The organism is Sphingobacterium sp. ML3W (assembly GCF_029542085.1).
Taxonomy (GTDB): Bacteria; Bacteroidota; Bacteroidia; order Sphingobacteriales; family Sphingobacteriaceae; genus Sphingobacterium.
Window position 1 is genome coordinate 1,667,007 of the sequence record NZ_CP107036.1, and the last position, 21,274, is coordinate 1,688,280.

Here is a 21,274-nt window from a genome sequence, read left to right on the forward strand (position 1 = left end):
TTATAGTATTGATTTACTTTTTAAAAAAAACAAAATCATGGAATACCAAGCCCGCTATATCACCGAAGACATAAAGCTCTCCAGTTATGAAGACAAATTTTTCAAGTCGGACATAATGTTTGACCAACATATGCTGGTATGGTTTCTTTCAGGTGAAACCAAGATTGTGCAAGCTGACGCCTCCTATATCTTTGGAAAAGGTGATATATTTCTGATTCCCAGAAATCAATTGGCCACTATTATCAACTATCCTAAGAATGATGAACCGCATAAAACGGTAGTCATGCATTTATCACGGGAGATATTAAAAAATTATTATGCAGCCAAAAATATAAAACACCAACCGCAAAAATCATCGAGAATCTTTTGCTTCAATAATCATCCGTTACTGGAAAGCTGTCTTGCGTCACTCATCCCTTATTTTGAGATGAAGGATATACCTGCAGATATTGCATCTATTAAAATTACAGAAGCCATAAGCATTCTTAGAACCCTAGACAAGGAGATCGATCTTGTTCTAGCTAATTTTGAGGAGCCAGGAAAAATTGACCTTGCCAATTATATGGAAAAGAATTTTATGTTCAATCTTCCACTTGAAAAGTTTGGTTATCTGACAGGCAGAAGTCTAACAACATTTAAACGTGATTTCAAAAAGGCTTTCACCATGACTCCACAACGATGGTTAACACAGAAGCGTTTGGAACTAGCCTATTATCAGTTGACCGAAAAGAAAAAGAAGCCCCAGGAAGTTTGTTATGAGGTAGGATTTGAAAACCTATCTCATTTTTCCTTTGCCTTTAAAAAGCAGTTTGGAATTGCTCCAAGTCTATTAGTATCCCCCTCTGTTACTTCGTAGGGGATAAAATGACATTTTTCGATCCTCACTATGCCTCTGGGTATTATCCCTACTTACATTGATATGTGGATTTTGAACGACTAGTTTATCAGATTTTTTAAAATCACTTACATTTTTTCCTGTGTGGATGTTGGCAAGTATTTTGACGACGATTGTTATAAGCCTATCTAACCGTTTACGATTTCTCCACCATTAGGGTGCAAAACTTGACCGCTCATAAAATGTGAATCTTTGCTAGCTAGAAATAGAAAGCTTGGTGCTATTTCATTTGGCATTCCTGCCCTTCTCATTGGAGAGTCACTTCCGAATTCGGAGTTCTTTTTGGGGTCAAATGAAGATGCTATTAATGGAGTCCATATCGGACCTGGGGCAACAGCGTTTACCCTAATTCCTTTAGCTATAAGATTTGCTGACAAACTTCGAGTGAAAGAAATTATTGCCCCTTTTGTTGCAGAATAATCTATCAACTTTGGACTGCCTCGATAAGCAGTCACCGAGGATGTGTTAATTATACTTGCCCCCTTCTTAAGATAGGGTATGGCATACTTCGTAATCCAGAAATAGGAAAAGAAATTATTCTGAAAAGTCTTTAATAGCTGTTCGGTCGTAATTTTTTCAATGGATTCTGTTTCCCAATGAAGGCCAGCATTATTAACGATAATATCAACTTTCTTATGAGTTTTTATCGTAATTTTAATTACTTTTTTACAGTGATTTTCTTTTCCCAAATCACCTTTAATCAGTGTGCATTTTCTAGAGAAGGATTCAACATCTTTTTGAGTTTGTTTTGCATCTTTTGTTTCACTAAGATAGGCTACAACGATATCAGCTCCCTCCTTCGCAAATAACAAAGCTACAGCTTTCCCTATGCCGCTATCTCCTCCGGTAATTAACGCTACCTTATTTTTTAATTTTCCTTCTTTAGGATACTTTAATGGAGAAGTATCAGGAACTGGTGTCATATTTATTTCTAATCCCGGTCGCTTTTGCTTTTGCAAAGGTCGATTTTTTTTAATTGCTACTTTTTTCATACTAATTCTTTCAAATAACGACAAACAACATGCGAATTCCATAATGTATTAGAAACAAATAGTCCTTCTTCCGAAGGGCTATTTGTTTTTACTTTAGGAAGGTACTTTTCTTGATTTTTCTCTCTCCCATACACGATGGCCTCTCATAATCGCTATAAAATCCGTTGTTAGATTATCCTTGCTTTCGAAAATAACACCTTTGTCTTTTTTAATAAATGATCTTTCAGCTAACTCTTCAGCACCTTGTGCAAATGCCAAGATCTTACAGTGTCGGTAACCTTCATTGATAAAATGGAGGTAATCGGCATTTTGTGCAAGAGTTTTTACCGATTCACCTGCTGGTGTGAAGAATGCATCGTAACAAACTGACGCTTCAGTAAGATATGAATGCTGGATATCTTCTTCTGTTCCTTCCTTGAACCGGATCTTTCCTACATGAGATGCAATCAGCACGGCTTGCGCCCCTTCCCTCTCAAGTGCTGTTTTCATTTTATCTATAGAGGATTTACTAGCTCCATTATCAACAAGGAAAGCAACCTTTCTGGTCTTGATTGTACCCTCTCCTTCTCTTACCTTCATGCTCAAAGCAGCAGACTTTTCAACTTCTGGTTTGACGGGTTTTAGAGGATATTTGGGATGGTTTTGCCGTGCAAATTTGAGGGTTAATGGATCAAGTTCTTCTGGCGGGGTCAGCCCGAGATTTCTACCAACATTTTCTGCTAATTTTTGGTCTATCTGATTCAAAATAGCCAGTTCTCGCTTTCGTATATTGACATCGTTCACTTTCGAAAGCTCAAAACTCAGGGCATTGACCATGTGGTCCTGTTCTTCTGGACTCTGTGAATTAAAAAATAGTTTTGCTTGTGTAAAGTGATCGGCAAAGGAATCTGAGCGAGCCCTAACTTTTGAACCATCAATAGGTTGCTTGTGGGATTCAAATCCTACCCCATCATTAAGCATTGCGTGATAAGGGCACCCCACAGCCTTACTGTTAGGGAAATAACTCACAGCACCTTTAGGGATTTCAGCCCGGGCAAAACCATCTTTTTGGTTATTATGTTTACCAGTCACTGGACGATTGATAGGAAGTTCATGGAAATTTGGCCCACCTAATCGATAATTTTGGGTATCCATGTATGAAAATATCCGTCCTTGTAAAAGCGGATCATCCGAAACATCTATACCTGGCACCAACCTGCCCGGGTCGAAAGCGGCTTGTTCGGTCTCTGCAAAAAAATTCTCTGGGTTGCGATTTAGTGTCATCGTTCCTATAATCTGAACTGGCACAAGCTCCTCAGGAATAATCTTGGTCGCATCAAGAATGTCAAACGAGTATTTCAATTCATCTGTTTCAGGAATCAATTGAACTCCGAGATCCCATTGCGGAAAATCTCCTTTGTCAATAGCTTCATAGAGATCCCTTCGATGAAAATCGGCATCAAATCCTGAAATCTTTTGGGCTTCGTTCCATGCGACTGAATGTACACCTAATCTTGGTTTCCAATGAAATTTAACGAATGTGCCTTTTCCTTGGGCATTCACAAATTTAAATGTATGTACGCCAAAACCTTCCATCATCCTTAAACTTCTGGGTATCGCACGATCTGACATAGTCCACATAATCATGTGCGCAGATTCGGGCATCAGCGAGATAAAATCCCAAAAGGTGTCATGTGCGGATGCTGCCTGTGGCATTTCGCTGTTCGGTTCTGGCTTTACAGCGTGGACGAGATCTGGAAAGTTCATCGCATCCTGAATAAAAAAAACTGGAATATTATTCCCCACGAGATCGTAATTACCTTCTTCGGTATAGAATTTAACAGAGAAACCTCGTACATCTCTAGCAAGGTCGGTAGAACCTTTGAAACCCGCTACAGTCGAAAATCTTGTAAAAAGAGGTGTTACTGTTCCTTTTTTTAAAAATGCGGCGGTTGTATATTGGGATAGGTCAGCAGTGGCTTCGAAAATACCATGGGCTCCTGATCCACGCGCATGAACGACACGTTCTGGTATACGTTCGCGGTCAAAATGCATCAGCTTGTCAAAATAAATATGATCCTGCTGCAATGATGGTCCCCTCTCCCCGGCCTTTAAGGTATTGTTGTTGTCAGAAATAGGCACACCATCGTTAGTGGTCATAATCTGTTGAGAATTATCCACTAAACGCTGATCAATCTCAGCCGTTTTTAGATTCTTTTCTTTTTTCATATCCAATTCTGTTCTTGTTTATACTAGTATGGGAAAAAATATATTATCAATTCGTACAAAAAATATATAAGAAATAATGCTTCTATATGAGTGTAAGAATGAAATAACAACAATATATCTTACAGCAAATCAAAATGCGATAAATCAAATATTTGACTAATTGTACGTGGTGAAAAAATATTTGTGCAGCAATTGCATATTTAAAACAAATGCTATGTTAGAAACGTTTGAATTTTGCGAAAAAAGGCATAATTATGAATGGATCCTAGTTTCTTTTTTATACAAATTTCTTTTAAAATTTTAACCTTTCATTTTCATATATTTGTCTCGAAATTAGAGCACAATGAAAAAGAAAATTGTACTTATTCAGGATGACAAAGACATTCTGAATGTAATGGATGAAATTTTGGAAGACGAGGGTTTCGATACTGTTGCGTCATTGACAACTGAGCCAATTGACAGGATTGACGATATTGATCCTGACCTTGTTATAGTTGATGACAATATCAAGGGAAATAAAAAAGGATCGAAAGTGATTGAAGAATTAAAAAATGATCCTGAAACCGAAGAATTATCTGCTGTATTAACCTCCACATCCAATGATCTTCCTAGAACTGCTAAGGAATGTAAAGCTGATGACTTTATTGAAAAGCCTTTTGATATTGATCATATGATCGAGGTTGTAAAAAAGAATGCCTAAAATTATGCTCACTTTTACATTTTATAGAAAAGTAGATTTTATTAAATTATAAACTTCACTTTTTTCACTTTTAGTTGTAGCATTATAAAAAATTCGATATTTGGAATTATCAATGAAATCTACAAATATGATTGATTTTCAAATTTGGATAGTGCTTTTAAAAGGTCTATGCCTTTTGCTAATACAGGTTTGAACAAGTCTCCTTTGTCTTTTAAACGTTCGGCCATATTGAAGATATTGAAATCAGTTGGGCGAAGACCTTTTTTAACTTCAGCCCATTCTAAAGGAGCAGAAACAGGTGCACCGGGTTTTGGGCGTATACTGTACACACTCGCCAAGGTCTGCGCTCTTCTATTCTGTAGATAATCCAGATAGATTTTCTTTTTGTCCCTTTTTTGAAGGCTTCTTTCTAATGTGGTAAGCTCAGGAAGTTTCTCCTGAACCAATTGCATGAGTATATGTCCAAAACCCTTCACCTGGTCATAGGTATATTTCCCTCCCATAGGTATATAGACATGAATACCGGAGCTTCCTGAAGTTTTTGGATATCCTACAATACCTATTCTATCCAACACTTCTTTCACAACTAGAGCCACTTCTATGACGTCCTCAAATGTATTTTTTTCGGAGGGGTCAAGATCGAGTACTAGATAATCGGGAAATTCAGCTTTTTGTACACGGCTGGTCCACACATTAAGCTCAATACACCCTAAATTGTTGAGGTATGCCAATGTTTCTTTATCATTACAAATAATATAATCGAGGTATTTATCATTAGTTTCAGAATATACTTTCTCTAATGTCACCCAATTAGGTGTATGTTCATCCGCATCTTTCTGATAAAAACTTAATCCTCCAATGCCATTCGGAAAACGATTGAGTGACTGGGGACGGTTTCTAAGATGGGGCAGAATAAACTTAGAAATACGCTGATAATAATCAACAATATCTCCCTTGCTAACTCTATCTTCGGGAAAATATAGCTTTTTCTGATTGGTAAGGAGCACCTGCTGCTTGCCAATCTTCTTCACTTGATCTTTTTCAGGGGCTTTTCTCGGTATTTTAGATTCCATTTTAGTTTTTTTATCAGGTACGTCTGTCGTAAATTTAACCTCTAGTGGATCAATGTCTTCTCTTAATCTTAAAAAAACAGGATGCCGGTAAATATGATCCTTTGTAAGCTCGGTAAACTTGATCTCGGCGACCATCTCAGGTCTAAGCCAGGTTGCTCTGGAATTAGTCTTGGGTGTTACTTTAAATGCCGATTCTTTCACCCTCAGTTGTTGCATTTTCTGGTATAACTCTCGGAGGAGTTTATCCGTAAATCCAGTTCCGCTATGTCCACAAAAAACCAGCTCATCCTCCAAATACTTTCCTAAAATAAGTGATCCAAATTGCTTTCTAGCCCCCTTAGGTTCCGTAAATCCGCAGATCACCGCTTCGTCGCTTTTATGAATTTTTATTTTCAGCCACTCCGAACTTCTGGTATTCTCTTTATATGTACTGTCCAGTTTTTTAGCAATAATACCCTCCAACCCCATATCTTCAGCAGCTTGAAAAAAATCTTTCCCCTTTTCAAGGATATGGTCGTGATACTGGATAATTTCGTTTTCTGCTAAGGCTTCTTTTAATAATTCTTTCCGTTGCAAATAAGAAAGATTTTCAGTCGAATGCCCGTTCAACGATAACAGATCGAAAACCTGATATATTAGCACCAAATCTATGTTTTGTTCCCCAATCCGCTGCAACCATTGGAAATTGGGCTTTCCTTTATCATCATAGGCAACGATTTCACCATCGAGTACCATCTCATGTTTTTGAATTTTGAGTGAATCAGCAATTTTTTTAAAGGATATTGAAAAATCTAGTCCGTTTCTGGAATATAACTGAATAACTTCATTTCGCAGATCCGCTATAGCCCTGTATCCATCCCATTTTATTTCAAAAGCCCAGTCTTTGTCATCGAAAGGTATATCGCTTGTTTTACATAACATGGGTCTGATGAAACCGGGTAATTTCTTTTCCTGGGAAAGTGACTGCGCATAATTTTTATAATGCTTCAGACTTTCGGCAGTTTCATTTTTTTTTTTGCTGGTCTTCTTCTGAAGATAAGCTGTGACTTTAGAATTTTTTGAAATATGCTCTTCGGCATCATAATCTTCGGAAACAGAATACTTGTCTTTATGCTTAATGAGCAGCCATGCATTCTCTTCTGCGGTGTTTTTTATTTTTACCAGCGCGAACTCACCTTTCAGCTTCTTACCATGTAAAATAACTTTTAAAGATTGTTTATGCAATTCAGCACGCATGATCAGATCGTCAGTTTTTCCAGTTATTTTTTCTAATGGTTCATAAGTTCCTTCATCCCAAATTTCAACTTCTCCGGCACCGTAATTTCCTTGGGGAATACTTCCTTCAAATCTTCTATATTCATAGGGATGATCTTCCACCATCATTGCCAATCTCTTGTCTGATGGATTAAGGGAAGGACCTTTTGGAACGGCCCAGCTTTTAAGAACTCCTTCCATTTCCAACCGGAAATCGTAATGCAGACGTGTTGCGGCATGACGTTGAACCACAAATTTTAATTTTGTGGTACTTTCGTTCTGTTTGCCTTCCGGTTCGGAAGTTGTCTTAAAATCTCTCTTTTTATGATATTCTTCTAATGGCATCATGAATAAATTAGAGTTTCTACAAGGATTAATGATCAGTCTTTTAATCTACCCTACTTTTCTTTTTCCAGACTCGAGACTTGCTTTCAGCATTGCCATAAGATCCGTCGCTTTTCCTGCGGGTTCTTTGGTTTCCTTAGGTTTTACGTTTTTACCCTTTGCTTTCTGTTTTATAATTTTCAGCAGATCCTCATTGTAGGTGTCTCTGTACTTTGAAGGATCAAAAGTCTCGGCTAATGATTTAATTAAGGTTTCTGCCATTTTCAGTTCTTCGGGTTTTGGCGCTTTTCCTGATGGAATTTTCAACTCACTATAATTTCTCATTTCTTCAGGATACCGCATTCTGTTCACCATCAGAACTTTATTTTCGTAAGGGCGAATCATACACAGGATCTCCCTTTCTCTTAGAATGAATGAACCTATTCCTGCCATTTTGGTTTTCTGTAGTGCTTCCAGTAATAGTCTATAGGCCGCTTCGCCATTTTTTTGAGGCTCCAGAAAATAAGGTGTTTCGAAAAGTGCAGGGTCCACTTCATCTTCCTTTACAAACTGAATAATACTTAAGATTTTAGATTTTTCAGGGCTTACAGCCTCAAAATCGGCATCCTCCAGTACAATATATTTGTCTTCTATTTTGTAGCCTTTTACTATATTTTCCCAGGCTACTTCTTTATTGGTATTTTCATTTACCCTTTTGTATTTGATATTGCTGAAATCTTTTTTGTCCAGCATATCCAAATCCAAAGTACTCGATTCACTAGCCGAGTATAGTTTGATCGGTATATTCACCAACCCAAAACCTATTGCTCCATTCCAGATTGCCCTCATATGTTTTGTTTTTTTAAGCTACAGTACCAATCCCTCGCTAAATTGGTTTAAACATCTTCTGATTTCATCAGCCCTTCTTGTCTGTAAATTAACGCCCTACTCCTTTTACCATTTGGTAACTATATAGAGAACAAGTCCTTACAGGGAAAAGTTTTATAGAGATAGATTTTTATATACATATCTTGCATTGTTAATTGCATAAAAAAGGGGAATAAATATTGTTATGTAACTGAACGTCGATAAGTAACAGGATCTGCATCTCTGCGTAAATAAATTGTAATTAATCTAATAAAGACTTCATATCAATTTTGAATCTTTCTTCATCAATATCTTCTACAGACTTGCACAATTTATTTAAATTTGATAGGGACTCCACTCTAGTTACGAACCAACAAGTCCGACTTTGAATATGGTGGCAGTTTTTACAACTCAAAGGAAGACTTTTCAGTTTTTTTTGACTTTCTCACAGCATTAACCGATCAACTGGATAAATATTATCATGCTAACGAACCAGCGAACAGCTATTTAAAAATTCTCGATGAAAATGGTTTTTGGGAAAAATCGCGTAAATTAGAATTGATCAGGAAAAATTAAATATATACACTATTTTTCCATAGAAATGGGCTATGAAAACCTGCTGTCTTTCGAGGAAAAATGGAGTAAGAAATATCCACTTGCCGCCAAATCCTGGTTGGATAACTGGACCAATCTTTCCACTTTCTTTCAGTACGAGGAACAGGTTCGCAAAATTATATACACGACAAATTCGATCGAGGGAATGCATCGTCAGATACGAAAAATCATTAAACCGAGCGAAGCGAGCTCATGAATGCCTTAAGAATAAACTCTAATGAATAATCTAAAGGAGCTTTCAGCTCTGAATAGGCACTAATGAAATTGATGTATCTGATCATAAAGGATATCGCAAAAAAAAGGACGATGCAAATGCATAACTGGGGCTTGACCATATCCCAACTTTATATTAGATTTGGGGATAGGCTCATACTGGAAAGAGATTTTTAAAATTTAATCCTATGACACAGTTCGTGTTACACTCCCATCAATTAATCATAACGAAAGGATGCAACAAACAGATACAGTTCTTTTAAGTTTCTATTCCTGCTGACCTCTATTTTTTGGAAGTTCAGGTGATTGATTTTTATTATATTCGTCTATTTTTTGTGTTGCTGCCATGGAGACAACCAAATCATTTAGCATGGAGCTTGCAGCCGTCGGCGAGTTCGGAAGTAAAACCAAATTGCTTCTGCTATTGGCTCCAATAGCATTCAGCGTGTCATAATGTTGAGTAACCACAATTAAAGCAGAGGCTTCCTGAGCGTTGATATTAGCCGCATTGAGCATTTTCACAGATTCTTCCAGTCCTCTTGCAATCTCCCTTCTCTGGTCTGCAATACCTTGTCCTTGAAGCTTTTTAGATTCTGCTTCAGCTTTTGCAACAGCAACAATTCGGATTCTTTGCGCTTCGGATTCATATTCTGCAGCAGTCTTTTCACGTTCGGCAGCGTTGATTCTGTTCATGGCGTGTTTTACCTGTTCATCAGGATCGATATCTGTCACTAAAGCTTTGATAATATCGTAACCATAACTTTGCATCGCTTCCTGCAATTCACTTTTTACGGCAATGGCAATATCATCTTTTCTTACAAAAACGTCATCTAATTTTGTTTTTGGAACTTCAGCACGCACAACATCAAAAACATAAGACGTAATCTGATTCTCAGGATTTTCTAGACGATAATAAGCGTCTCTTACATTCTCTCTGATCACCTGATACTGAACAGAAACTTTCATCTTTACGAAAACATTATCCAACGTTTTGGTGTCGATAATGACATCCAATTGCTTTATTCTAAGATTCAGGCGTTTGGAGATTTGATCAAAAAACGGAATTTTTAAATGCAAACCGGCGTGGCTTACTTTCAAAAATTTACCTAACCTTTCTACCACAGCTGCAGATTCTTGTTTTACAGTATAAAAGGAAGCAAATAAGGTAATAAGTCCGAAAAAGATTAGAATTCCTAAATATATCATATCCTTAAATTTATTATTGGTGATACACGAATTTACACCTTTATATTGTCATTCTAGCAGCAATTCCTTTTATTTTATCTTTGTTACTTCTTTTTTCAATTTTGTTCAGATTGACTGTACAATGATTTCCAAATGCAATATTCAATCGACAATAATTAATATCGGTCTTTATCAGAAAACTTAAAATCCTGTATTCTGGGTAAAGGTCGTATCAAAACTCTTTTTTTTCTTACTTTCGGTACTTCGGCTGAACCTAATTTTTCATCGGATTCGATTCGAATCCCCGTAATCAGGTTAAATTTTGTTTCTGTGAATATGGTGTTTTCGTCAATATAGCCCTTAGTTGTGTCGCTTGTGAGTTTATCAACATAAATCAATTCAAAATTGCCCTTGTTATATTTGAAGTGGTAAGTAATGTTTCCTCCCTTAATTTCACTCCACATTTTTAAAACTCCTTTTTCTATAAAGAAATTCGGAATTTGAAAGCCATTAAATTTGCCATGGTTTTCAGTAGGAAATTGCGGTTCGATGATTTTATCGGACGATACAGCCAAAGTTAGCTTTCCATTAGGCTGAGACAGGAAAACTTGTAACCTCAACGGCCTTGTTTCATCAACAGTATCCATTTTCACAGTTATTTTGTCCATTTTACCATCGTGATTTAAGTCCCCCTTTTCTTCTCTAACCTGATAAGTATAATTGTTTTTATTTTCAACATTTTGAGAGAATACGCTCATTGGGACTGTAATTAAAATAGATATAAGATAACGGTAAAAATTTTTATTAATTCTATTCATCTTGTTTGTTTTGACCTGCTTTTCGAGTTCACCTTATATCCCGTCAAGAAAACTACACTACCTATCAATCCGTAATGAAACTCCTATGATTATGCATTTTCTTTTCATTAAATTTTGCTGGTGCGCCAAGCGTTGTTTGTATTTTATTATTATTCAATGATTAAAAATCTTCCTGATTATATCTTTACTAATTTACTTTATTTGTATGATACATCACCACTTTATTTGAATGCAAAATTTGAATACAAATCCTGTTAGTGCAAAGTCACATTTTTTCAACGCAATTGCTAGTTCCCATAACTTATTTTTTGATACGGTTGGTCTTTAATTGTTTGAGTTCATATAGGGAATTTTATTTAAGGAGTTAGATATTTTTTCCTTTATCAATCTGGTTTATTAACTTCAAAACCATTGCAGGCAATGGGATTAAATTGATAGAGTTTCTCAAATTGACAGATGAAAAAATTGCTGCAAATGAAATGATTAACTGGATAATCACATTAAAAGATGATCCTAAAATGATTGGAACTATAGGTTATTATCATATTAAACCTGAGCATTATAGGACAGAAATTGGCTATATGTTACTTCCAAACTTCCAGGGACGGAGTTATGTCACTGAAGCTATCGCTGAGGTCGTCAAATATGGCTTTAAGAGAATGAAACTTCATTCGATTGAAGCAGTAGTTGATCCGATAATTCACTATTTTTCTCTCATTAACCGTTTGCATATTGCCAATCATAAGTCCTGTAAGAAATCTAAAAGTATATCGTGATTATATCCTAGTTTAGTAAGAAATATAAACCCATGGAAGAAACTAATTTTTACACAGATATTATTGAAAGCATCAAACTTATTTTTTCCTTCTTGCAAAAAAATATGGTTTCTCGGATTTTGAAGAACGCCAAATTGCTTATGAAATGCATTATGAGGCTCATAAAGATGATATAATGATTGATATTTGGTTTGAAGCAATTGTATCTACCCCAATTTGGGCAAAAATAAACAACTATTACATTGATAATCTAGAGCTTGAAAACGAAAATATAAAAAGGTACAATAAAAGATTAGATGAAATATATGACACTATAGAGGAAAATTCTGATACAAAATGTTTTGAAAATGAATTCTCTCAATACCATAAATATGGCCAGGAGCTTAACACATTTTATCTGACGGAAATTGCAAACCTACTAAAAAGGTATTCTTCTGTATTAGAAGGTAATTTTGAACTACTGGAAGCTAATACGCAATTACTTATCGCTGCTAATAAAAAAGAGACAGACGCCCTTCGAATAGAAAAAGGCACTTACACAATTGAGTTTCAATTATTTTCAAAAGATGACTACGATATGTATATAGAATTTGACTCTTTGGAAGACGCAAAAAGATATATATCAGAAGATGATACTATAAAGGTTTACAGAATATTGGATTGCCATATGAATCCAATAAATTGAAAGGAGAGTAGCGAAGGACATTGTCTCATAAAGTGTGTAAGTTATAAAAATGCGGAGTTGGAAAGGACTTCGCATTTTTTATTTACTTAACTTTATAAGAGTATGATTGACAAGGATTCACTATTAAACGACAAGGAGTTCTTAAAGAGTTTTAAGGACGGCTTGGAGCTGCAATCGTTTTTCCGCGAGTTACAGGCACGTGCAGTATCGCAAATGCTTGAAGGAGAAATGGACGGCCACCTTGGCTATGAAAAGCATGAGCACAGTGGTCAGGGTAATTCACGCAACGGATATACGAGCAAAAAGGTCCGTGGCGATCAGGGAGATCTGGAAATTCAGGTTCCCCGGGATCGCGATGGCACATTCAATCCCATCATCGTTCCCAAACGCAAGAACATGATTGACGGAGTGGAGAACGTGATCGTTTCGCTGTATGCCAAAGGCATGAGTGTTTCGGATATAGAAAATATGATGCGGGATGTGTATGGATTTGACCTTTCTGAATTGACGATTTCCCGGATTACCGACCGTGTCGTGGATGATGTGATCGCCTGACAAAACCGCCCGCTGGACAACGTATATCTGATTGTCTGGATGGATGGCATTGTTTTTAAGGTCAGGGAGAACTCCAAAGTGGTCAATAAGACCATTTATCTTGCTGTGGGCCTGAACAGGGATAGCTATAAAGAAGTTCTGGGTATGTGGCTGGGCAAAAATGAAAGTGCCAGTTTTTGGATGGGAATCCTGACAGACCTGAAATCCCGGGGCGTAGAGGATATGCTGATTACAGCGACTGATAATCTCAATGGTTTCTCCGCTACTATACTATACGGAGTGTTTTTCCTGAGTGTAGTACCCAGGTCTGTGTTGTCCATCAGATCAGAAATCCTACTATAAGATAGGCTAAAGACTCGTCAAGAAATTTATTTTTCAATTCCATTAATCCCGCTAGCTGGGGCATAGACCTATACAGCGTGGAAAATATTGCCCATTCTTCCTCCCCAGGGTAATATTGTTCCAATTTTATAATCTTTTAAAAACATCCAAATCATCCTTGTATGCTTTCTTGTAAAATACTATTATCATATTCGTATATTGCAGTTACATTTTTTTAAACTTGCCATTTTTTAGTAAAGCATATGTTTCTGTTTCAAAAATGGGCTCTTCATTCATCCAATTTGAGCTCGTTATGACTATTTTATCTTTTTCAATTTGGCTCCTTTTACCAAATGCAGATTCTGCTATTTCGTCATAAGAAATTTGAAGTTTATCGATGATTTTGTATTTTTTATCTACTGTAATCAATGTTGTGAAGAGCTCGTGCTCACCGCACTGATAGCTAACCACAATGGAAGTAAAATTTTCAGAGAAAGGTATTTTGTATTTTAACCTGAAATCTGTTGCATCGTTACATCCAGGATCAAACTTTATGCGTTTCAGAAAACCAGTGTCATATACTCCATATTTTTCAACATTGTCGAAAGTAGTACTGTCTATTATCGGAAGATCCCTTAGAGGAAGCTGTGCCAATAAGTCTAGATCATAATTGAAAATTTCTTTGTCTTTTTCTATAAGAGCGCCATCATCTCTAATGCTTTTTGTTATTAGCGGTATTTTTGTCGTTTTCTTTTCCGTTTTGCTGTCGCAACCCAAGAAAATAAATACTGTTATCAACAGTAGTGTAAACAGTTTTTGCATGCTTATTCTATTTTCAGATCTATTCAATGATTAAACTCAATTCTCTATTTAAAAACTCCTTTTCTATAAATGCAAAGAGTTCCTCCTCGTTCAAAGTTGGGTGGATATCATTACCGAGCCATTTCACTGAATTTCTGTGAAGAACATATGCTGATAATTTTGTTGTCGATTTGGGCAGCATAGCTTCGCCCAATATTATCAGCACAGACTAAAGGTGAATGACATATATATTTACCAACATTGTTTATCTGATACAGCATATTCTATACATTGATCAATGGTCTTAAGTTTGCCCCGAACGATTTTATTTTTATAGAGTTTTCTTTCTCTGCTGTCACTTACACCCGTTATTAGATATTTTCCTGTTTTGTCCCATCCATAGAAAGCCGCTTTATCAAAAAAATCTGGGATAAATATAAATTTACTTTCTTTTTCAGACCACTTGTAAAATTGGTAAATATCATTATCTCTCCTGGAGCTTGCTAGATCCAGAATAAGAAGGTCTTCATATCCATCATTATCCATATCTATTATTGTTATAAAATTATAATCTCCTTTACGAAAAGTCATTCTTTTTCTACTTACAAACTCATTTTCTTTAAATTCTTTATCCTTATAATAACCATAGGTATAATAATATGAATCGCTATTTATAGTTTGCCAATGCTGAAGTTCAATAGTTCCTTCAATACATCTGTAAGCAGACTTCGGTAAAAAGATATTTGTACCCGCTTCTATTTCAGCAATGGTATAATTTTTCCCTCGTAACAAATCTTCGGATCTTGCGAGTAACAATCGGATATCTATCTTTTTCTTATTAATTTCCAACGGAATCACTATTACATATTTTGACGGAATATGCAATGTATCTATATATTTTTGCACAACCTGTTTCCTGATAGACTTAGGCTTAGGTATTCGACCGTCGATCGCTGTAGAATCAATTTTAGCTAAATTAGTATCATCCTCGTTTGAGGTGCTTCTAGATTGATTTCTTGTACAAGAAATCAACAACATGATTACAAAAACATATGCTATTATTGTAGTTGTCGATTTCATAAACTTGAACTATTAATTTCTATAAGTCAAAAGTATGGAAAAGAAACAGTTACTCGCTATAAAAAGCTATGTTTTAGTATTGTAAATGTGAAAGACTGTAAGATAGAAATGATCTTATATCTAGCTTATGAATGTTTTTTCGTAAATTGTAAGCTTAAAAATGAAATCCAGTAAACTAACATATTATTATTACAGAATTCCCTCTCCTCAAGAGTTTGAAACAGTATTCTCACATTTTTATTTTGCGGAAAATAGAACTGAAACAACAATAACCAAAACACTTTTACCATCTTTCCAAACCATCATGGTTTTTAATTTCGGAGAGCCTGCATTTTTGATTTCCAAGCAAAAAACGAAAATCAAAGTTGGAAAATGTATTGTTTTGGGACCTATTAAGTCCGCATTTGAATACGGTATCCCTCCAAACTCCAACATATTGGTTCTCAATTTCAAAGATGATTCATTCTACCGTTTTTTTGGCAAAGCATTTTTATCTAATCATTTGCCGATTCATCCCGATGAAGCAATGGAAGAAAATTGTTTTACTAGTCTATGGGCACAATTGAATAGTATAGATGGTGTACAGGAAAAGGTGGCTCATATTCTCAATTTCTGCCAGCCTTATCTCAACTTTCAAAATGTAACGTCTAATCTATTAGCTAGTTTCAAATCAGATACAATAAATCCAATCAAGTCTATTGCAGAAAAAGTACGGCAAAGTGAAAGAAACATTCAATTGATTCATAAAAAGCATTTTGGTTTCAGCGCCAAGGAGATCATCCGTTATAATCGTTTCTTTAAAGCGATTGAATTGATTCAACAGATAGATTTTTCCAATGAAAAGGTAAACTGGTTTGAAATTATCGATAAATGCGGCTATTATGATCAAAGCCAGCTTATTCACGACTTTAAACATTTTATTAATCTTTCGCCTAAGAACTACCTAAAGTTCCAGCAGGATATCTGTCAAGCTACCGGCAAATAGCTATTTTCGTTTTCTTACAATTTTCCTGATTTGCCCTATTTTAAATTTGTACTGTTCAATCAAATAAAGTAACGCTATGAAACATCTTATTACTTATGCCCATCCAAATCAGGAAAGTCTGAATGGTCAGTTTAAACAAGCTATTGAAAAAATTCTAGAACAACAAAAACAGGATGTAATCGTCAGAGATCTTTACACGCTCGGATTTGACCCTGTGCTGTCTCTGGAAGATATGACAGGTCAACGAAAAGGCATTGTCAATGAACTTATTAAAAAAGAGCAGGAATATATTTCTTGGGCAGATATACTCACCTTTATCTACCCAATCTGGTGGACCGGTATGCCGGCGATTATGAAAGGATACATTGACAGGGTATTTAGTTATGGATTTGCCTATCGTTATGATCAGGGTATACAAAAAGGGCTATTAACTGGAAAACAAGCGATAATTCTCAATACGCATGGAAAATCCAATGAAGAGTATAGCACTATCGGTATGGATAAGGCATTACTACTGACATCCGATAAAGGTATCTACACCTATTGTGGATTTCAGGTCAAAGAGCATTTCTTTTTTGATAAAGCCGATCGTGCCACTCCTGAGATCGTTGAAATATGGCTTTCTAAAATCAGAGATGTATATACTAAAATAGGCTCTCAACTTTCTAATTGTTAGAGCTCATCGTATAAGGAAACTCATCTAGCTCACTCAATTCTATTATGTCGTTACGATAGTATTAGTGGGATGGAATTATTTCAATTTATACAAAACATCTGTGGTCCTCGATCATAGGGAATGTGATTAATAAAGACTTAAAGAAAAAAGGCAGGATATTGAAACTCTGCCTTACTTTCTTCTACTTCATAGTCTGGAACATTATTATTAATGAATGCAACAACCTATATTTCAATTGGTGGAACTTTATCAATATGAAAAGCTGTTTTAAAAGTTCTGATATCTAATAGATTCTATTGACATAAACAGTAAGCACCTCTCCTTCAAATCCTTATAGAAAGCACTATTTTTGGCAATATTTTGTTATATAATCTTTCGTATCTTAATTCAGTCAATAGAATGTTCCGAGCAAAGCACATGAAAATTATAACCAGTTTTATCCTCTCACTCCTTCTCCTCTTCATGTTATCCTGTAAAGAAAAAATAAAAAATGAAGATCAGTTTGTAATTTATCAAGTAAGCCCTGATAAAGGAAATGTAAAATTGTATTGGAAAAATAATGATCATACCATTCTAAGAAGTATTGCTCGGCTGAAGAAAGAAGTTGAAGCTAGGAACGAAACATTATTGTTTGCCATGAATGGTGGAATGTTTGAGCCCGACAATTCCCCGAAGGGTCTTTATATCGATAATTTTAAAATGCTAAAATCAATTGATACATTAAAAGGCAACGGAAACTCCTACCTTCCTCGAAATGGAATATTCTACCTGACGAGAAATAATCAGACAGTAATTGTTAAAACTCAAAAATTCAGACAGAGCACGGAAATCAGGTATGCTACTCAATCTGGACCGATGCTACTCATGAACGGAGAAATAAATCCCATTTTTCAAAAAGATTCTAAAAATCTGAATATAGGGAATGGTGTAGGCATTTTGGGAAATGGGGATCTCCTCTTTGTCCTGCCCAAAGAAGAGATCAGTTTTTATAATCTTGCACGATTTTTTAAGGAATCAGGATGCAAAAATGCACTATACCTAGATGGTTTTGTTTCCAGAGCCTATCTTCCTGAGAAAAACTGGGTATAAAATGATGGAGACTTTGGAGTCATGATTGGTATAACTAAGGCTATGCGATAATTTCGGATAATTTACTTTTTTATTCGAATGTTGCCATTTCAGTAATGATATTCTCAATTAAATCTTTGGCCCGATGGAACTTTAAAATTGATGCGGCCTGCCCTGACCAAAATGATTTCAGTTCGGGATCAGACTCTGTATTTGCGGGATATGCACCAAGTTTTCCCACAATCTTGCCCTGAAAAGGGTACGGAGCCAATTGTTCCTGATAATCCTTCAATTCTTCTGTCAATCTATTTTTGATTGCTCGCGATAATCTTCCGGTAAATATTTTGGTTAGCGTGGTATATCGTGCCTCAACTGAGAATAATTTCTGCCGATAGGTTTGACTTGCACCTGATTCTTGGGTAGCCAAAAATGCTGTCCCAATCTGGACAGCATCTGCACCCAGTGAAAAAGCGGCTCTTACGCCTCGATAATCAGCGATACCACCTGCAGCTATAACTGGAATCCTGACATGATCGGCGATCTGAGGGATCAAGGAAAATGTACCTATGAGACTTTCCTCAGCTTTATTTAGAAATGAGACTCGATGCCCACCGGCATCAAAGCCTGTAGCGACTACGGCATCAATTCCCGAATTTTCAATGGCAATAGCTTCATCCAATGTGGTAGCTGCCCCTACAGTTTTGATATTCAATTGGCGGCATTTTTCTAAAATATCTACTGTGGGTATGCCATAAACGAAACTAAATACTGCTGGTCTTATTGCGAAAATAGCTTCAATTTGATTCTCAAAAGACGGACTATCATGGAGTGGAAACGGGGGTGGCTCTATTCCTGCTTCATTAAAATAGGGTTGAAATAGTTGAGTTACCTCCCGAAGGGTAAGTTCATTAAAATCCCCAATATTATCATCCTGACTTTTTACCCAAAGATTGAGATTGAAAGGCTTGTTGGTCTTTTCCCTAATTTCTTCTGAAATTGCAATAATTTCATTTGCATAAAAAGGTTGACAACCATAAGATCCTAACCCTCCACTGTTGGACACGATAGCAGCGAGATCCGTAGATGATATTTTTCCCCCGAAAGGTCCTTGAACAATAGGCAAATCAATGCCTAGTAACCGAGTAAGTTTTGTGTCATTCCACATTGTTTACATTTTTAATATTTTACAATGTAAAATTCACGCTATTTATACTACTATAAAAGGATCTACCGCACAAAAAAAATGTGATATAGATCAAAATTATTTTGTGGAATAAAGTCGGCTAAGGGTTTCCCGGCTAACGCCAAGATAAGATGCTAAAATGTGCTTTGGTAGTTTCTGTACAAGCGATGGATACTCTAATAGAAATTTTTCATAACGCTGTTTTGCACTACTACTCAACAAAGAAAGGACCCGATTCTGCAAGGCAACATTCCTACGATTGGTTTTCTTTCGAAAGAAATGTTCGATCTGATGGAACTCACGACATAGTTTTTCTCTATTATCATTACTCAGGCACAGTACTTCGGTATCTTCTAAGCAATCAATATTGACAATCGCATTTTTCTGGTAGTAATAGGCTTCATAATCGGTAATCCACCAATCTTTTAATGCAAAAAGTAAAATATGCATCTTTCCATTTTCATCACTATAGTAAGATTTCACGCAACCTGAAAGCAAAAAATAATCGAAAGTAACATGTTGGCCATCTTGTACTAAAAACTGATGTTTTTTAAATTTTTTATATATAAAGTGACCTAATATGTAATCAAATTCTTCAGGCTGGATAGCAATAATCTTCTGAAACTGATCTCTTAGAATTTCGCTCATGTTAATAACGCATATTTCAATTTATAGAAAGTTTAAGTGGATTTTAATATTCATCTCCTAAAATTACGAAATTAAAATGCTTAGCACAGCAGATTTCAAGGATTAACTTAAATAAGCTGACATCTATGATCATTGATACATTTTGGAAGGTTTCTCATATTTTAGCATGGCCGAAATAGATACAGTAGGAGCTGGTAATGAACCCTAAATGAAAGACCAATCTGTTAAATTGGTTTCTTAGAACCGAAACTCCCGTTTTTCCAATATTCCTTCGTTATATATTTCGGTATAAATTAACTGTCCTTTTTTCCTAGTATTTACTATGGGTCTTCCTGTTTCTTCATTGTATTTTTGCAGTAATTTATAAAACTTCCATGTTCCAACGGGAGAACCATTTTTATACTCCGCTTCCAAGTAAGTATAAGGATCGGTAAATTCTGAATACCGTTGTAAATCAATATGAAAATTTGATTTAAACTCTATCCATTTGCCTTCTTTCTTATGGTTTTTCACCATCCCTTGCTCCTCATCATTTTTATAGAAGCCATTATTATCATAATATCTAGAAAATTTCCCAGAAGGAAGAATCTGGTATTTACGTAAAGGTCTTAATATTAGGGGACCTTCGCTAAATTCATAATCTTGTATGGAAATTATATAATTTTCAGCGATGGTAAATAAGGTATAGTGTGCAAATCCCATTTCCCCCTCATGATGAAGATATATTCTTTTCATATCAATAAGCTTACTGTCCTTCGTTGAAATTAAGTACACTTGTTCAATAAACGGCTCGGCATAACGGACAGTATTATATACAGCTACAAAGTACAATGAATGCGCTCCATAACCCAGAAAATTAGATGCAATTTTAACACTATCATATTTCTCATTTACATTCTCACTAAATGGCAGAAAAACATCATATTCTTCGGGAAGTAACATCAGATCTTTTTTGATTACTTTTTCAAAATTTAACGCATGAAGTTCTTTCAATTTCTTTTCATTCTGTATGGTAGACAGAATGGCGTCAATGCTCTCTTGTTTTGAAATATCTGAATATCCAAAGGGTAAAACTATAAGGTTAATTTTATTTCCTTTGGAGAACACTAATCCCTTATCGCTCGAAGGTACATCTGTGTCTATTGCCTTATTCTCTATCTGAGCATTACTGTAGCTAGAAAAAAGGGAAAATAAAATGGTAAAACAAATGATATTAATTTTATACATATATAGCTAATATAAAAAGGGAACCATGAAATGGTAATTTTCTTCGAAAGAAGAATGACTTCGGACGGACCCCATACATACAACACAAATATCAATATCTGGTTTCTCAAATTAGTGCGAATACT

The 21,274-nt window shown here is 35.7% G+C and carries 19 protein-coding genes and 1 pseudogene; 9 read left to right on the plus strand and 11 right to left on the minus strand.

Features of this window, described 5'->3' with window-relative positions; all coding sequences use genetic code 11:
• Nucleotides 1–37 precede the first annotated feature (37 nt).
• Nucleotides 38–856 carry an AraC family transcriptional regulator gene (locus tag OGI71_RS07150; protein WP_282254710.1) on the plus strand — a complete coding sequence of 273 codons (819 nt, stop codon included), beginning with the start codon at nt 38–40 and terminating at the stop codon, nt 854–856.
• A gap of 167 nt (nt 857–1,023) precedes the next feature.
• On the opposite strand, the gene OGI71_RS07155 is transcribed toward OGI71_RS07150, so the two are convergent.
• Together OGI71_RS07155 and OGI71_RS07160 are read right to left on the minus strand one after the other, a co-directional pair.
• Complete coding sequence (locus OGI71_RS07155; protein ID WP_282254711.1) at nt 1,024–1,887, minus strand: SDR family oxidoreductase; 864 nt, start codon at nt 1,885–1,887, stop codon at nt 1,024–1,026.
• A 93-nt stretch (nt 1,888–1,980) separates the two neighbouring features.
• Nucleotides 1,981–4,095, minus strand: coding sequence for a catalase (locus OGI71_RS07160; RefSeq protein WP_282254712.1), 2,115 nt, complete (start codon nt 4,093–4,095; stop codon nt 1,981–1,983).
• 343 nt (nt 4,096–4,438) lie between these two features.
• On the opposite strand from OGI71_RS07160, the gene OGI71_RS07165 reads away from it, so the two are divergent.
• The gene (locus OGI71_RS07165) at nt 4,439–4,795 is read left to right on the plus strand and encodes a response regulator (RefSeq protein ID WP_282254713.1); all 357 of its coding nucleotides are present in this window, start codon (nt 4,439–4,441) and stop codon (nt 4,793–4,795) included.
• Nucleotides 4,796–4,914: 119 nt separating this feature from the next.
• Here OGI71_RS07165 and ligD read toward each other — a convergent pair whose 3' ends face one another.
• Nucleotides 4,915–7,470, minus strand: coding sequence for a DNA ligase D (gene ligD, locus OGI71_RS07170; RefSeq protein ID WP_282254715.1), 2,556 nt, complete (start codon nt 7,468–7,470; stop codon nt 4,915–4,917).
• 45 nt (nt 7,471–7,515) lie between these two features.
• A complete protein-coding gene (locus OGI71_RS07175) occupies nt 7,516–8,295 on the minus strand; it encodes a Ku protein (RefSeq protein ID WP_282254716.1) in 780 nt (259 codons plus the stop codon).
• 619 nt (nt 8,296–8,914) lie between these two features.
• On the opposite strand from OGI71_RS07175, the gene OGI71_RS07180 reads away from it, so the two are divergent.
• Nucleotides 8,915–9,124, plus strand: a complete 210-nt coding sequence (locus tag OGI71_RS07180) for a transposase (protein ID WP_282254717.1) — start codon at nt 8,915–8,917, stop codon at nt 9,122–9,124.
• 284 nt (nt 9,125–9,408) lie between these two features.
• On the opposite strand, the gene OGI71_RS07185 is transcribed toward OGI71_RS07180, so the two are convergent.
• Together OGI71_RS07185 and OGI71_RS07190 are read right to left on the minus strand one after the other, a co-directional pair.
• Nucleotides 9,409–10,347 carry an SPFH domain-containing protein gene (locus tag OGI71_RS07185; RefSeq protein ID WP_282254718.1) on the minus strand — a complete coding sequence of 313 codons (939 nt, stop codon included), beginning with the start codon at nt 10,345–10,347 and terminating at the stop codon, nt 9,409–9,411.
• Nucleotides 10,348–10,502: 155 nt separating this feature from the next.
• Nucleotides 10,503–11,144: a hypothetical protein gene (locus OGI71_RS07190; protein ID WP_282254719.1), complete on the minus strand. Its 642-nt coding sequence runs from the start codon at nt 11,142–11,144 to the stop codon at nt 10,503–10,505.
• Between the two features lie 479 nt (nt 11,145–11,623).
• Here OGI71_RS07190 and OGI71_RS07195 point away from each other — a divergent pair, with 479 nt between their 5' ends.
• The 3 genes and pseudogenes from OGI71_RS07195 to OGI71_RS07205 all read left to right on the plus strand — a co-directional run bounded on the left by OGI71_RS07195 (nt 11,624) and on the right by OGI71_RS07205 (nt 13,502).
• Complete coding sequence (locus OGI71_RS07195; protein ID WP_282254720.1) at nt 11,624–11,920, plus strand: GNAT family N-acetyltransferase; 297 nt, start codon at nt 11,624–11,626, stop codon at nt 11,918–11,920.
• A 175-nt stretch (nt 11,921–12,095) separates the two neighbouring features.
• Nucleotides 12,096–12,605 (plus strand): hypothetical protein, encoded by a 510-nt coding sequence (locus tag OGI71_RS07200; protein WP_282254721.1) that lies wholly within the window; start codon nt 12,096–12,098, stop codon nt 12,603–12,605.
• 102 nt (nt 12,606–12,707) lie between these two features.
• A pseudogene (locus OGI71_RS07205) lies at nt 12,708–13,502 on the plus strand (IS256 family transposase).
• A 204-nt stretch (nt 13,503–13,706) separates the two neighbouring features.
• On the opposite strand, the gene OGI71_RS07210 reads toward OGI71_RS07205, so the two are convergent.
• On the minus strand, nt 13,707–14,303 hold the full coding sequence (locus tag OGI71_RS07210) for a hypothetical protein (protein ID WP_282254722.1): 597 nt from the start codon (nt 14,301–14,303) through the stop codon (nt 13,707–13,709).
• 231 nt (nt 14,304–14,534) lie between these two features.
• A complete protein-coding gene (locus OGI71_RS07215) occupies nt 14,535–15,362 on the minus strand; it encodes a hypothetical protein (protein WP_282254723.1) in 828 nt (275 codons plus the stop codon).
• Between the two features lie 160 nt (nt 15,363–15,522).
• Here OGI71_RS07215 and OGI71_RS07220 point away from each other — a divergent pair, with 160 nt between their 5' ends.
• The 3 genes from OGI71_RS07220 to OGI71_RS07230 all read left to right on the plus strand — a co-directional run bounded on the left by OGI71_RS07220 (nt 15,523) and on the right by OGI71_RS07230 (nt 18,112).
• Nucleotides 15,523–16,347 (plus strand): helix-turn-helix domain-containing protein, encoded by an 825-nt coding sequence (locus tag OGI71_RS07220; protein ID WP_282254724.1) that lies wholly within the window; start codon nt 15,523–15,525, stop codon nt 16,345–16,347.
• A 76-nt stretch (nt 16,348–16,423) separates the two neighbouring features.
• Nucleotides 16,424–17,023, plus strand: a complete 600-nt coding sequence (locus tag OGI71_RS07225) for an NAD(P)H-dependent oxidoreductase (RefSeq protein WP_282254725.1) — start codon at nt 16,424–16,426, stop codon at nt 17,021–17,023.
• Between the two features lie 417 nt (nt 17,024–17,440).
• A complete protein-coding gene (locus tag OGI71_RS07230) occupies nt 17,441–18,112 on the plus strand; it encodes a phosphodiester glycosidase family protein (protein WP_282254726.1) in 672 nt (223 codons plus the stop codon).
• A gap of 70 nt (nt 18,113–18,182) precedes the next feature.
• Here OGI71_RS07230 and OGI71_RS07235 read toward each other — a convergent pair whose 3' ends face one another.
• From OGI71_RS07235 to OGI71_RS07245, 3 genes are all read right to left on the minus strand, one after another.
• The gene (locus OGI71_RS07235) at nt 18,183–19,256 is read right to left on the minus strand and encodes a nitronate monooxygenase (RefSeq protein ID WP_282254727.1); all 1,074 of its coding nucleotides are present in this window, start codon (nt 19,254–19,256) and stop codon (nt 18,183–18,185) included.
• 96 nt (nt 19,257–19,352) lie between these two features.
• Entirely contained in the window at nt 19,353–19,922 is a 570-nt protein-coding gene (locus tag OGI71_RS07240; RefSeq protein ID WP_282254728.1) for a Crp/Fnr family transcriptional regulator, read from the minus strand.
• Nucleotides 19,923–20,159: 237 nt separating this feature from the next.
• Nucleotides 20,160–21,149, minus strand: coding sequence for a hypothetical protein (locus tag OGI71_RS07245; RefSeq protein WP_282254729.1), 990 nt, complete (start codon nt 21,147–21,149; stop codon nt 20,160–20,162).
• Between the last annotated feature and the right edge of the window lie 125 nt (nt 21,150–21,274).

Coding starts and splice junctions, on each gene's coding strand:
- OGI71_RS07150 (WP_282254710.1), top strand. CDS start 38: ATGGAATACCAAGCCCGCTATATCACCGAAGACATAAAGCTCTCCAGT.
- OGI71_RS07155 (WP_282254711.1), bottom strand. CDS start 1,887: ATGAAAAAAGTAGCAATTAAAAAAAATCGACCTTTGCAAAAGCAAAAG.
- OGI71_RS07160 (WP_282254712.1), bottom strand. CDS start 4,095: ATGAAAAAAGAAAAGAATCTAAAAACGGCTGAGATTGATCAGCGTTTA.
- OGI71_RS07165 (WP_282254713.1), top strand. CDS start 4,439: ATGAAAAAGAAAATTGTACTTATTCAGGATGACAAAGACATTCTGAAT.
- ligD (WP_282254715.1), bottom strand. CDS start 7,470: ATGATGCCATTAGAAGAATATCATAAAAAGAGAGATTTTAAGACAACT.
- OGI71_RS07175 (WP_282254716.1), bottom strand. CDS start 8,295: ATGAGGGCAATCTGGAATGGAGCAATAGGTTTTGGGTTGGTGAATATA.
- OGI71_RS07180 (WP_282254717.1), top strand. CDS start 8,915: ATGGGCTATGAAAACCTGCTGTCTTTCGAGGAAAAATGGAGTAAGAAA.
- OGI71_RS07185 (WP_282254718.1), bottom strand. CDS start 10,347: ATGATATATTTAGGAATTCTAATCTTTTTCGGACTTATTACCTTATTT.
- OGI71_RS07190 (WP_282254719.1), bottom strand. CDS start 11,144: ATGAATAGAATTAATAAAAATTTTTACCGTTATCTTATATCTATTTTA.
- OGI71_RS07195 (WP_282254720.1), top strand. CDS start 11,624: ATGATTAACTGGATAATCACATTAAAAGATGATCCTAAAATGATTGGA.
- OGI71_RS07200 (WP_282254721.1), top strand. CDS start 12,096: ATGATTGATATTTGGTTTGAAGCAATTGTATCTACCCCAATTTGGGCA.
- OGI71_RS07210 (WP_282254722.1), bottom strand. CDS start 14,303: ATGCAAAAACTGTTTACACTACTGTTGATAACAGTATTTATTTTCTTG.
- OGI71_RS07215 (WP_282254723.1), bottom strand. CDS start 15,362: ATGAAATCGACAACTACAATAATAGCATATGTTTTTGTAATCATGTTG.
- OGI71_RS07220 (WP_282254724.1), top strand. CDS start 15,523: ATGAAATCCAGTAAACTAACATATTATTATTACAGAATTCCCTCTCCT.
- OGI71_RS07225 (WP_282254725.1), top strand. CDS start 16,424: ATGAAACATCTTATTACTTATGCCCATCCAAATCAGGAAAGTCTGAAT.
- OGI71_RS07230 (WP_282254726.1), top strand. CDS start 17,441: ATGAAAATTATAACCAGTTTTATCCTCTCACTCCTTCTCCTCTTCATG.
- OGI71_RS07235 (WP_282254727.1), bottom strand. CDS start 19,256: ATGTGGAATGACACAAAACTTACTCGGTTACTAGGCATTGATTTGCCT.
- OGI71_RS07240 (WP_282254728.1), bottom strand. CDS start 19,922: ATGAGCGAAATTCTAAGAGATCAGTTTCAGAAGATTATTGCTATCCAG.
- OGI71_RS07245 (WP_282254729.1), bottom strand. CDS start 21,149: ATGTATAAAATTAATATCATTTGTTTTACCATTTTATTTTCCCTTTTT.